Consider the following 12,150-nt stretch of genomic DNA (forward strand, 5'->3'; position numbering starts at 1 on the left):
GGATATGTACTCGGTCAAATCCAACGACATGGTCGGCCCGAAGGCCGCCATCGGGAGCAAGTCGAATCGTCGCACCGCCCCTCCCACATTTGGTTATACGACCAGGCGAAAAACATCATCAGATATACGCATCATAAACATATATTAACTGCATATTTTTAATAATTAACATATAACAAAACGGACTTTTACGAACGCCTTTCCTATCCATATTGTTATGTCCAGCACCGACCCCTGACCAGGTGGAGGCCTTGCCTGAACCACCACTTTCTCAGGGACCTACCATGAGCCACATCGCCGCGCCCAATCGCCTCACCCTTGCTGTCTCCCTCGCCCTGTTCGGCGCGTACGCCCACGCCGATGACACCGCGCTGCCGGTGGTCAATGTCACGGCCGAGCACCGCAGTGAAGACTTGCAGAAAACCCCGCTGGCGATTTCCGCCTTCGACGAGAAGAGCCTCGACGACAAGCAGATCCGCAGCGTGCGCGACCTGTCGGGCCAGGTGCCGAACCTGACTCTCAGCCGCCAGTCGATCTCCTACAGCGCCCAGACCTATGGCATTCGCGGCATCGGTGAAACCGATCCGATCCAGGAAGCCGCCGTGGCGGTGTATGCCGATGACTTGTACATCCCTCGGGCGATTTCTTCGATGCTCGACTTCAATGACGTCGAGCGCGTCGAAGTGCTGCGCGGCCCCCAGGGCACCCTGTACGGGCGCAACAGCAGCGCCGGGGCGATCCGTGTGATCACCCGTGACCCCAACCAGGAAACCCGTGGTTTCGTCGAGCTCGGCGCGGGTAATTACAACGCGCAGAACGGCCGTTTCCTGATCAGCGGCCCGCTGGTGGACAACGCGTTGTTCGGCAGCTTTTCGGCGATCCGCCTGAGCCGCGACGGCACGGTGTCCAACCCGACCCGGGGCAAGGATGTGAACAATGTCGATATCCAGTCCTACCGTGGCAAGCTGCGCTACAAGCCGGAGGATTCACCCTGGGATGTGCAGTTGACCCTGGCCGGCACCTTTGACCGTGGCGACACCACCAGCTACTCGCCGTTCGACGCCAATGGCCGTTTCGACAAGTTCAAGAGCTACAGCAGCCTCGACCCGAAAAACCGCCTTGACCAGGGCAGTTCGGTATTGCGCGCGATCTATGCGATCGACGATCACTTGAATGTCAAATCGGTCACTGCCTGGTCGTCCTTCAACCAGCCGGTGAACTACGACAACTCAGGGCAGGCCGCGCTGATCCAGAACAACCTGATCCTCTACAAGCAGAACTACGCCACCCAGGAATTCCAGCTCAACGGTGACTATGACGACTTCAGCTTCAGCACCGGCCTGTACCTGTACCGCGAACGCTTCGATGCCGACCGCGACAACCTCACCTACTCCATCGCACGCAACCGGGTGATCGGCCAGGGCCAGTACAGCACCACCAACACCGAAAGCTACGCGCTGTATGGCCAGGGCACCTACAAGATCACCCCGCAGCTGTCGCTGATCGCCGGCCTGCGCTTTACCCGCGAACACAAGAACTTCGAGTTCACCAATTACGCGATCAATACCGACCGGCAGATTACCGGCACCAACTTCGCGGCCGAGTCGAGCAAATCCTGGCAGTCCACCAGCCCGAAAATCGGCTTCGAATATGCCTGGACGCCGCACCTCAACCAGTACGCCTACGTCGCCAAGGGGTTCAAGGCCGGCGGTTACGACAACCGTGCGCCGACCCGCGCCGCCGCCGAGCAGGCGTTCTCGCCGGAAGACGTGACCACCTGGGAAACCGGCTTCAAGGGCGACTTCTTCGACCAGCGCCTGCGGGCCAACGTCGCGCTGTTCTACAACGACTACAAAGACCTGCAGACCAACGCCTACGACCCGGCGCTAGGGGTGAGCCTGCGCACCAACGTCGGCCAGGCCCACACCTACGGCGTCGAGCTGGAAACCCTCACCGCCCTGAGCCGCGACCTGCAACTGAGCGCCAACCTCGGCTACCTGGAGAGCCAGTACGACGACTTCCAGAACGCCAGCGGTGCCGGGGTCGATGCCAATGGCAAGCAACTGGTGTTCTCGCCGCGCTGGAACGCCAGTGTCGGTCTGAACTACACCATTCCCGCAGGCCTGCCGGGAACCTGGCTGGCGGGCACGGATGCGCAGTTCCAGACCAAGTCCTACGCCAACGCGCTGAACGACGACATCCAGGAAGTGCCGCAGCAAACCTTCTGGAACGCCAACACTCGCTACATCAGCGGCGACGGCCACTGGACCACCACCCTGGCGGTGAAAAACCTGCTGGACCGCGCTTACCCGCAATCGGTGGGCTATGTGCCGTCCAGCGGCGCCCGTTATTACTCGGTCAACGATCCGCGCACGCTGTTGCTGTCGGTGCGCTATGACCTCTGAGTGCGTTACTTGATGCGGTAGTGGAAGGTGTTGCGCACTGCCGGCACGGCCACGGCCTTGCCATCAACGATCCTCGGCTGGTAGCGAAAGGTGTTCGCCGCCGCCAGTGAAGGCCGGATAAACAATGGGTGGCAGCCGTCCAGCACCTTGGGGTTTTCCACGCGGCCTTGCGTGTTGACGCTGTACTCCAAGGTGCAGTCGCCCTCGATGTTCTTGTCCAGGGCGCGCTCGGGATAGTCCGGTGCCTCCTTGCTCAGGGGTTGGTATTGGCGGCTGTCGAAGGCGGGTGCCGGGGCTGGCGCGGGTGTGGCAGCCCGGGCTTTTTCAGCGGCCAGACGTTGCTGATTGAGGCGTTGCTGTTCCAGCTCGCGGTTGCGTTGTTCGGTGGCCAGGCGTTCCTGCTGCTGCTCGATTTTCTTGTCTTCGACGCGTTTGCGCGCCAAGGCGGCTTTCTCGAGTTTTTGCGCCTGGACCTGCGGGTCGACCGTGGGCTTTGCCGGCACCGGCACCGGCACCACCAGCGGCTCCGGCGGTGCGGGAGCAGCCACCACCGGTTCAGGCTCGGGCGCAGGCGCAGGCGCAGGCGGCAGCATGACCAACTGCGTGTGCATCACCCGAGGGGCATCCACCACGGGCTTCTCCGTCGACCAGCCCAGCATTAACGCGGCCAGCACGCCGACGTGCAGCGCCACCGCCAGGCTGGCGGCGAGGCTGTTTCTCCAAAACCCGGAAGCCTCCCGGGGCGCCATCGTCAGGGTGGGACTGTGCATGATCATCGCCGTCATTGCGGGGCCTCGGTCACCAGCCCCAGGTTGCTGACTCCACCCTTCTGCAACACCGCCATGGCCGCGACCACACGGCCGTAACCGGCGTTGTCGTCGGCGCGGATATAGACCTGGGTGTCGCTGCGCGCCGCCACCACCTGCATGACCTTGGCGCCCATTTCATCCAGGCTCACGGCGCTGTCGGTCTGGTGCTGGGTATCGAGTTCGCCGCCGAGGTTCCAGTAGTAGCCACCGTCGGCCTTTACCGACAGCGTGAGGATCTGCTGGCGGGTGTCGGTGGCCAACGCCTCGGCGGCGACCTTGGGCAGGTCGATCTTCACGCCCTGGGTCAGCATCGGCGCGGTGACCATGAAGATCACCAGCAGCACCAGCATCACGTCGATATACGGCACCACGTTCATCTCGGCCTTGGGCCCGTGCTTGCGTTGCGGCCTGACTAACATGGGAGTTGCTCCTTTCAGGCGGCGACGGCCAGGTTGATCGACGTACCGCGCAGGGTGCGGTGCAGGCGCACTTGCAGCTCGTTGCCGAAGGCGTAGTAGCGGGTGAGCAGGGTCTGGCCGCGCGCGGCGAAGCGGTTATAGGCGATCACCGCCGGGATGGCTGCAAACAGGCCGATGGCCGTGGCGATCAAGGCTTCGGCGATGCCCGGCGCTACGGTGGACAACGTCGCCTGTTGCACCTGGGACAAGCCAATAAAGGAATTCATGATGCCCCACACCGTGCCGAACAGGCCGATGTACGGGCTGACCGAACCCACGGTCGCGAGAAATTGCAGGCCCTTTTCCAACTCGATTTCCTGCTCGGTGATCGCCACTTGCAAGGCCCGCTCCACGCCTTCGAGCACCGCCGGGTCATGGCTGTGCAAGTGCTGGTATTCCTGGACCCCGGCGATAAAGATCGGCGCAATGCCGCCCTCGCCCGCCTGCTGGATCTCACGGGACAGCGCCTGTAAATCCGGCGCGGCGCGAAAGCGCTGCACAAAAGCGTTCAACTGACGCTCCAGGCGGCGCAGCACACTGCCGCGCTGGATAATCAGGTACCAGCTGAGCAAGGACGCCAACAGCAAGGTGACCATGACAGCCTTGACCAACAGGCTGGCGTCGCTGATCAAACCCCAGATCGTCATATGTTCCATCGTCGCGTGCATAGTGAATCTCCCATTCGATTAAAAAGTGATGACCGGTTGATGACGGTTCACGGCAATTTCAATGCACGGGTGACCTCGGCCCAGGGCACGAACTTGAAGTTCTGGGTTTGCTCGGGCATGCGCTTGCGCCCGTCCTGCACCACCAGCATGCCTTGGCTCCATGGCCCACCGAGGTTGATGGCGGTGACTTCCAGACCATCGGTTTCCGACGCACCATCGATACCGGCGGCGGCGTTCAAGCCGACGCGGAAGCCGCCGTGCACGGCAAACGGCGGTTCGGCATCCACCACCAGGTAGCTGTCATTGCCTTGGCTGGAGATCACCAGGTAGTCATGTTTATCGCTCTGGTACAGCGCCAGGCCCTCGACATCCGCGTGCAACTGCGGGCCGACCTTGATCACACTGGTCAGCGTCGCCGGTTGATCGGCGCGCGCATCCACGGCCCACACGCCGACGTCTTCCTCACCGATAAACAGGCGCTGGCGCTGGTCGTCGGCCACACAGCCTTCGGGCTGGCTGTCGACCTTGAACTGGCGCACCAGCTCGCCATGCACACGGCCGTCCGGCGCACTGAGGCGGTATTGCAGGAAGGTGCCGTCCTTGCCATTGGCAATCGCGTAGATCTCGCCGCTGGCGGGCTGGAACAGGCAGATGCCATAGATTTCCTTGAGCGGCGTGGGCACTTCACCGGCCTCACGTAGCTCGCCGCTCTGACGGTCGATGCTGAACAGGCTCAGGCTGTTGTGATCGCGATTGCTCGCCACAGCCAGGTCGACAGTTTGCGCGCCGAGCTTGAAGTTGGGACGTACATCGACGTTATTCAGGCGGCCCACCGCCAGTTCCTGCAACAGCTTGCCGTCGAGGTCGTAGGCGAGCAGGCCCTGTTTCTTGTTGGTGCCGAGCACACGGCTGTTGGCCGGGGTTTCGGGGTGAATCCAGATCGCCGGGTCATCCGCCGCGTCGCCCTGGCGGCCGACCGGGTCGCTCTGGCGCAAGGCCGCGACTTCCGGCAGCACCACAACCGCCGCGACGGGCGTGGCCTGCCAGTCGAGCCTGGCTTGGTAGAGCGTGCCGCTGTCATCATCGCGCACCAGCAACTGGCGGCCATTGATCGCCAATTGCTCCGGTTCTTTCAGACCCGGCAAGCCCAGGCTCGATTGCTCCACCCAACGTTCGCCGGTGTGCTGGAACAGATGCAACCGGGCGGTCTTCGGGTCCAGCGCAACCACGCCACCGGGTACCAGCGCCATGGCCCCGGCTTCGCGCTTGGGAGTGTCGAACAGCGCCACCGGCGTGCGTTTCACCTCGGCTTCCGGGTGCGCCGGGTAGGCCCACCAGCCGACATTCTCTTCATTCACCAGCAACTGCTGGGTGGCGTCGTCCACCTGGCAGAACTGCGCCGACGGCGGCAGCGGCAAACCACGTACACGCTGGGGGGCGGTGAGCAGCGTCGAGCCGTTGCCCACCAGCCATTGCTCGCCCTTGCCCTCTTCGCCCACCAGGAACACAAACAGGTTGGCCGCGGCGTCGCGGTACAGGCACAGGCCATTTACCGGGTAGTCGCGGGTCGGCAGGTACAGCGGTTTGCCCCAGTTTTTGCTGGCGCTGTCCAGGCTGATCAGCAGCGCCTGTTGGCGCTCGTTGTCGAGGCTGGCGACCAGCACCTGGGCACCTGCGGCGCGGGTGTCGAGGCTGCTGAAGTTACCCTTGAAACGCGCCAGCTCGGCGCCCTTGCTGTCGAGCAGTTGCAGGCCGTCGCGGGTGCTGGCAGCCACGCGCTCGGTGGCATTGGGCAGGAAGGCCACGGCTTCGGCCTTCAGGCTGGGTGCCCACGGGGTCAGCGCCAGGTCGGCGGCGAACGCATGGCCGCTGGTGACCAGGGCAATCAGCAGGTACAGCTTGGAAATTCTCATGAACAAGCAAATCCTTCAAAAACAATGGAGATCAAATGTGTTGAATTCAAAAATGGGTGAAGGTCAGGCCCACTTTGTAGGTGGGTCCGTACTCTTCGTATTGGCCGTTGTAGCTGCGGTGGCCGGTGTAGACGAAGTACGACTCATCGGTGAGGTTCTGGGCCTCGAAGCTGACTTGCAGGTTCTTGGTCAGCGAGTAGCGCGCGCTGAAGTCAACGAAGGTCTGCGCGTCAACGTGCAGGTCGTGGGCCTTGTCGTTGATCGAGGCCAGTTCATACAGATAGGCCGACTTGTAGTTGGCCGACAGGCGCAGGCTGAGCTTGTCGTCCTCCCAGCCGAGCATCAGGTTGCCGACGGTGTCCGACTGGTTGGGCAGGCTGATGTTGCGTTTGCGATTCGTGCCGCTGGCGGCGTCGAAGCCTTCGATATCGGCGCTGGAGCGGCTGAAGGTGCTGTTGGCGCCGATCAGCAAACCGTTCCACGGTGCGGGCAGCCAGTCGAACTTCTGTGAGTAGGCCAGTTCCAGGCCGTAGAGCTTGGCGCTGTCGCCGTTGGCGTAGGTGTGGGCCTCGGCGAAGTTGGTCCAGGCGCCGGTGCCGGCGAGGTCGGTGTTGTAGACGAAGTTCTTGATGTCCTTGTAGAACACGAACGCCGACACGGTGCCGGCACGGCCCATAAAGTGTTCGATGCCCAGGTCAAGGTTGCTCGACTCCAGGGGCTTGAGGTCCGGGTTGCCGAAGGTGGCTTCGTCATCGTCGATCACGAAACCCGGCGCCAACTGGCCGAACGTCGGGCGCACGACCGACTTGGTCCAGGCCGCACGCACCTGGGTGTTCTTGTCGATCTTGTAGCGCGCATGCAGGCCCGGCAGCCAATGGTGATAGCGGCGCTGGGTCTCGGTGGGCGTGAACACGCCATCGGTGGCACCGGTGCCCTTGGCTTCGAACTCGGTGCCTTCGTAGCGCAGGCCGGCGATAAAGCGCCAGTCATCGATATCGAGGGTGTTCATCAGGTAGCCGGCGTTGATGTCTTCACGGATGGTGAAGTCGTTGACCCGTGATTCGGTCTCGTCATAGAAGTCCGCCGGGTTGAGGCTGCCGATCAGCTGCTTGATGGCACTGGGGCTGATGCCGGGGCCGTAGTTGCCCAGGCGATAGTCGACGCTGCCCTTTTGGAACCGGGTGAGGTTGAGTTGGTCGGCGGTGAAGCCTAGGGTGTCGAAGTCTTCGTAGACCCAGGCTTCCAGGTCGTTGTCCTTGTTGCGGCGGCTGACCTTGCCACCGAACTTGACCTGGGACGCATAGCCGCTCAGGTCATAGTCGCGGGCCAGGTCCAGGCGCAGGTTTTTCTCGGTGTCCCTGGTGTTCTGTTTTTCCCAGTCGACCTTGTCGAGGCTGAAATTGCGGGCGTCGTAGAAGCCGCTGCCGATGATCGGGCGGGGTTTGTCCTTGTCGTAGAAACCGCTGTTGGCAAAGTCGCCGCCGTCGAAGGTGGCGCCGGCGATGTGTGCCGGGCTGTCTTCGCTGGATTGGCTGTAGCCGGCCTGGCCGCTTAAGGTCCACAGGCCGAGCATGCGTTCGCCGCCGAACACATAGGATTGGATTTCCTGAGTTTCCTCACGGTTTTTCAGCTTGCGCTTGCCCTCGGCATCGCCCAGTTGGCCCGGGGCCTGGGGGTCGGCAAATTCAATGCTGGTGGAGTTGCGGGTTTCGGTGTCGGTGTAGCGGCTGTAGAGGGTGCGCAGGTAGTAGCTGCTGAGGTCATCAGGCTTGTAGTCGAAGTTCAGGCCACCGCCGGCGCGTTCGCGGCTGATGTCGTAGTCGCGTTGTTCGAACTCGTTGAGCCGCGCGCCGTCGGTGAAATCCCAGGCGCCACCGGTTTCGACGTTGTCCGAGCCGAAGTCGCGCTTTTGCCAGCTCAGCGCTGCGGCCACGCCGAAGTTGTCGATGCCGTCGCCGAGGCTGAACCGGTTACTGGCGGCGCCGGAGAATTTCGGGCTGGTCTGGCGGGTGTTCTTGTCGTAGCTGGCTTCGCTGCTGCCGGTATAGAACAGGCCTTTATGGTCGAAGGCCGAGAGGCTTTGCACATCGACGGTGCCACCGAGGGAGTTGGCGTCCATGTCCGGAGTGAGGGTCTTGATCACCGACAGCGACTGCACCAGCTCCGAGGGCAGCACATCGAGGGCCACGGCGCGGCGCGCGCTTTCCGGGGCGGGCACCAGGGTGCCGTTGATGGTCACGCTGTTGAGGTCCGGGCCCAGGCCGCGCACGCTGACAAAACGCCCTTCGCCCTGGTCGCGCTCGACACTGATACCCGGCAGGCGCTGCACCGCTTCGGCGACGTTTTCATCCGGCAACTGGGCCACGCCATCGGCATGCACCACGCTCTTGATGCTGTCGGAACTACGTTGCTCCTTGAGCGCCTGGTCGATGGCGGCAGCCTGGCCGACCACTTCGACGTGCTCGGTGGCGCTCGCGTCGGCGGCGCTCAACCGTTCACTGGCCATCGCCAGGGCCAAGGCGGTAAGCGTAAAGCTGACGAGCCCGGTGCGCTTGTACATGCAATCCTCCCCAAGAATCCGTTGGCGCCAGGCAAGGGGCCCGGCAACTGGGAGGGCAAGCTAGGGGTGGGGGATGACGGTTCTGTGACAGAAGGTCTGTGGCAGGCCCATAAACCGGGGGGTTTAGCCGGTTTCCGGCTTGAAATGAGCTGAAATGACCTCAGCAGATCGAATGTGGGAGGGGGCTTGCTCCCGATAGGGGTGGGTCAGTCACCTGTTTCTCTACTGATCCAGCGCTATCGGGAGCGAGCCCCCTCCCACATTTTTTGATCTCCGGTGTGTTTGAGCTGAGCTGATTCGACCCTCCTCCACCGTCATCCAACGGTCACATCCATCTGCTGTGCTGGCGCCCATCGCTCATTTGCCCAAGGACCCGCGGCCATGTTTTCCGTGCTCAAGCCCCACCGCTGGAAACTCACGTTGCTGCTGCTCGCCGCCAACCTCGGGCTGATCCTGCACCTGGCCTGTGGCGAATTGAAAAGCGTCAGCGAGTGGGTGTGGCTGGATATTTTCGGCGAAGGCGGCTCCGCCCTGCTCGCCCTGGTATGGCTGGGCCTGGTGCTCAAAAGCCGCCCCGCCGGGCGCGTCACCAATTACCTGGCGCTGGGCCTGTCGTGCATCTTTTTCTCCTGGTGGATCGACAGCCTCGACGAATTTATCCGCCTGCCCGACAGCATCACCTGGGACCATTGGCTCGAGTCCGGGCCGATGCCGGTGGGCATGATCCTGCTGACCATCGGCATCTACCACTGGCACCGTGAACAACTGGCGATCAGCACGCAGATGGAAAAGCGCGAGCGCTTGTTCCGTGAGCATCGACTGTTCGACAAACTCACACCGCTGGCCGGCGCCGACTACCTCAAGCGTCAGTTGGCCGACAGCCTGCAAGACAGCCGTGCGCAGCAACAAGCGCTGTCGCTGCTGGCCCTGGACCTGGACAACTTCGCCGCCATCAACCAGGCCTACGGGCATGCCGAGGGCGACGCGGTGTTGCAGGCCCTCAGCCATTTGCTGCTGCTCAACCTGCGCCGCCAGGACCTGCTGTGCCGCTTGGCCGGCGACCGTTTTGTGGTGCTGCTGCCCAATACCGGCGAGCGCCAGGCCAAGGAGCTGGCGCTGGAGTTGCAGCAAGCGGTGCGCGGCCTGGCCCACAAGACCCGTCAACAGGGCGAACGCCTGCAACTGGCGGCGACCACCGCCGTGGTCATGGCCCTTGAAGAACCGCCCCAGGACTTGCTCAAGCGCCTGAACCTGGCATTGGCCAGGGCCAAGCAACCGCTTGCGAAAAGTGCCTGAGATGGCCGTGAAAACCAGCTGGTATGAAGCCGACAGCCGCTTCATCCCAGGGCATTACCAACCCGCCACGCTGATCGACCTGGCCTTGTCCCGCGACATCGACAGCCATCGCCTGCTGCGCGGCACCGGGCTGTTTCACGAGGACATCCTGGCCGGCACCGCGCAGTTGAGCCCGCAGCAGTTTTTCGGTTTGATCGGCAACAGCCGCAAGTTACTGGACGCCGACGACAGCAGCTTCCTGTTTGGCCAGCGCCTGCTACCCGGCTATTACGGCGCCGCCAGCCACGCCCTTGGGCATGCGCAGAACCTGCACCAGGCGCTGGAAATCCTGATCCAGCAACAGGTGCTGCTCAGCCCATTGGCCACCCTGCAACTGGAGCTGGATGAGCACCACGCCTACCTGTACTGGCTGGACAGTTGCGGCGCCGGCGAACACTGGCGCTTCCTGCTGGAAGCCAGCATGACCTCGCTGGTTGCCATGAGCCAATGGCTCAGCGGCGAGCGCTTGCCATGGACGTGCAGTTTCAGCCATGCCGAACCGCGCTATATCGAGCAGTACTGGGTACATCTGGGCGAAGGCACGCGCTTCGAGCGCCCGCTGGACATGATGTGCCTGCCACGCGAATACCTCACCCGCGCCTGGCCTGGCGCCTCGGCCACGGCCGGCCAGGTTGCGCGTCGGCAAGCCCGCGAGCAGATCGAACAATTAGGCTTTGCCAGCAGTTTTCTCGACTGCCTCTACGAGTACCTGCGCGACCAGGTGCGCCAACCGCCCAGCCTGGAACAGGCGGCCCAGGCCTTCGCCATGAGCCCAGCGACCCTCAAGCGCAAGTTGCACAAGCACGACACCGGTTTTCAACAGCAGGTCGACCGCGTGCGCAAACAGGTGGCGTTGCACCTGTACCAGGTCAAGGGCTACAGCAATGACGAAGTGGCGGCGTACCTGAACTTCAACGATGCGGCGAACTTCCGGCGTTCGTTCAAGCGCTGGACCGGCAGCACCCCGAACCTGATCCGCCAGCTGTTCAACAGCCGCTAGCCAGGCGCTCGCGCAAAAACTCCACCAGCGCCTGCACCGGCCGTGAGCTTTGCCGATGCTGGGGGTACACCGCCGACAGGGTCAGGGCTTCGGGGGCGAAGTCATCGAGAACGGTGACCAGGCGCCCGTCCTTCAAGGCGTCGCCGACGATAAAGGTCGGCAAGTAGGTCACGCCCAGCCCCGCGATGGCGGTGTCGCGCAACAGGTCACCGTTGTTCACACGCATGCGGCCGCTGACCGGCAGCGCCTGCACCTTGCCCTTGAAGCGCCATTGCACCTGGCGGCCATGGCCGTAGGGCAGGCAGTCGTGCTCGGCAAGGTCCTCGGGTTTTTGCGGGGTGCCGCGCAGGGCCAGGTAGTCGGGACTGGCGCAATACACACGCGGAATGCTGGCGATACGGCGGGCGATCAGCGTGGAGTCTTCCAGGGTGCCGATCCGCAGCACCAGGTCGTAGCCTTCGCCAATCAGGTCCACGGGACGGTCGCTGAGGTCGACCTCCACCGAGACCAGCGGATGGCGCTGCAAAAACAGCGGCAGCAGGCAACCCAGATGGGCCATGGCAAACGACAACGGCGCGCTGAGGCGCAGGGTGCCGCGCGGTTCGCTGTTCTGGCCGGCGATGCCCTGCTCCACTTGCTCGACTTCACCGAGCAGGCGCAAGGCGGATTCGTAGTAACTCTGGCCCAGGGGCGTGATATCCAGGCGGCGCGTGGAGCGGTTGAGCAGGCGCACGCCGAGGCGGTCTTCCAGCTGGATAAGGCGGCGGCTGACAAACTGCTTGGACAAGCCCAGCTGTTCGGCGGCGGCGGTGAAGCTGCCGGATTCCATGACCTGGCAGAACAGGCGCATGTCTTCGAAGGGGTTCATTGTCGCTTCTCGGTGGACGATGGGCTGATTTATAACTGGATGGTCGCAACACCACAAATCAAATGTGGGAGGGGGCTTGCCCCCGATAGCGGTGTATCAGTCAAAGCTATTGAGACTGACACACCGCAATCGGG

At 63.0% G+C, this 12,150-nt stretch carries 9 protein-coding genes; 3 read left to right on the forward strand and 6 right to left on the reverse strand.

The window, feature by feature from the left end; all coding sequences use genetic code 11:
• Positions 1-284: 284 nt before the first annotated feature.
• Positions 285-2,405: a TonB-dependent receptor gene (locus tag J1G35_RS29645; RefSeq protein ID WP_223016765.1), complete on the forward strand. Its 2,121-nt coding sequence runs from the start codon at positions 285-287 to the stop codon at positions 2,403-2,405.
• A 5-nt stretch (positions 2,406-2,410) separates the two neighbouring features.
• Here the strand turns inward: J1G35_RS29645 and J1G35_RS29650 are convergent, their stop codons facing one another.
• Genes J1G35_RS29650 through J1G35_RS29670 form a run of 5 tightly spaced genes read right to left on the reverse strand, consistent with a single transcriptional unit; the run spans position 2,411 to position 8,813 of the window.
• Positions 2,411-3,190, reverse strand: coding sequence for an energy transducer TonB (locus J1G35_RS29650; RefSeq protein ID WP_223016766.1), 780 nt, complete (start codon positions 3,188-3,190; stop codon positions 2,411-2,413).
• Positions 3,187-3,633: a protein TolR gene (gene tolR, locus J1G35_RS29655; protein WP_027607142.1), complete on the reverse strand. Its 447-nt coding sequence runs from the start codon at positions 3,631-3,633 to the stop codon at positions 3,187-3,189. The genes J1G35_RS29650 and tolR overlap by 4 nt, the downstream gene beginning before the upstream one ends.
• Positions 3,634-3,647: 14 nt before the next feature.
• On the reverse strand, positions 3,648-4,340 hold the full coding sequence (tolQ, locus tag J1G35_RS29660) for a protein TolQ (protein ID WP_053130320.1): 693 nt from the start codon (positions 4,338-4,340) through the stop codon (positions 3,648-3,650).
• Positions 4,341-4,387: 47 nt separating this feature from the next.
• Positions 4,388-6,253, reverse strand: a complete 1,866-nt coding sequence (locus J1G35_RS29665) for a phytase (RefSeq protein ID WP_223016767.1) — start codon at positions 6,251-6,253, stop codon at positions 4,388-4,390.
• A 46-nt stretch (positions 6,254-6,299) separates the two neighbouring features.
• The gene (locus J1G35_RS29670; protein WP_223016768.1) at positions 6,300-8,813 is read right to left on the reverse strand and encodes a TonB-dependent receptor; all 2,514 of its coding nucleotides are present in this window, start codon (positions 8,811-8,813) and stop codon (positions 6,300-6,302) included.
• A gap of 381 nt (positions 8,814-9,194) precedes the next feature.
• Here J1G35_RS29670 and J1G35_RS29675 point away from each other — a divergent pair, with 381 nt between their 5' ends.
• Both J1G35_RS29675 and J1G35_RS29680 read left to right on the forward strand, forming a co-directional pair.
• Positions 9,195-10,109 (forward strand): diguanylate cyclase, encoded by a 915-nt coding sequence (locus J1G35_RS29675; protein ID WP_223016769.1) that lies wholly within the window; start codon positions 9,195-9,197, stop codon positions 10,107-10,109.
• A gap of 1 nt (position 10,110) precedes the next feature.
• Positions 10,111-11,148, forward strand: a complete 1,038-nt coding sequence (locus J1G35_RS29680; protein ID WP_053130310.1) for an AraC family transcriptional regulator — start codon at positions 10,111-10,113, stop codon at positions 11,146-11,148.
• Here the strand turns inward: J1G35_RS29680 and J1G35_RS29685 are convergent.
• Positions 11,135-12,016, reverse strand: a complete 882-nt coding sequence (locus J1G35_RS29685; RefSeq protein WP_053130307.1) for a LysR family transcriptional regulator — start codon at positions 12,014-12,016, stop codon at positions 11,135-11,137. The genes J1G35_RS29680 and J1G35_RS29685 overlap by 14 nt on opposite strands.
• Positions 12,017-12,150 lie beyond the last annotated feature (134 nt).

It is taken from the genome of Pseudomonas sp. SH10-3B (assembly GCF_019891415.1).
GTDB lineage: Bacteria > Pseudomonadota > Gammaproteobacteria > Pseudomonadales > Pseudomonadaceae > Aquipseudomonas.

Bases quoted from the DNA above. Each gene is read 5' to 3' on its own strand.
- J1G35_RS29645 (WP_223016765.1), top strand. From the start codon at position 285: ATGAGCCACATCGCCGCGCCCAATCGCCTCACCCTTGCTGTCTCCCTC.
- J1G35_RS29650 (WP_223016766.1), bottom strand. From the start codon at position 3,190: ATGACGGCGATGATCATGCACAGTCCCACCCTGACGATGGCGCCCCGG.
- tolR (WP_027607142.1), bottom strand. From the start codon at position 3,633: ATGTTAGTCAGGCCGCAACGCAAGCACGGGCCCAAGGCCGAGATGAAC.
- tolQ (WP_053130320.1), bottom strand. From the start codon at position 4,340: ATGCACGCGACGATGGAACATATGACGATCTGGGGTTTGATCAGCGAC.
- J1G35_RS29665 (WP_223016767.1), bottom strand. From the start codon at position 6,253: ATGAGAATTTCCAAGCTGTACCTGCTGATTGCCCTGGTCACCAGCGGC.
- J1G35_RS29670 (WP_223016768.1), bottom strand. From the start codon at position 8,813: ATGTACAAGCGCACCGGGCTCGTCAGCTTTACGCTTACCGCCTTGGCC.
- J1G35_RS29675 (WP_223016769.1), top strand. From the start codon at position 9,195: ATGTTTTCCGTGCTCAAGCCCCACCGCTGGAAACTCACGTTGCTGCTG.
- J1G35_RS29680 (WP_053130310.1), top strand. From the start codon at position 10,111: ATGGCCGTGAAAACCAGCTGGTATGAAGCCGACAGCCGCTTCATCCCA.
- J1G35_RS29685 (WP_053130307.1), bottom strand. From the start codon at position 12,016: ATGAACCCCTTCGAAGACATGCGCCTGTTCTGCCAGGTCATGGAATCC.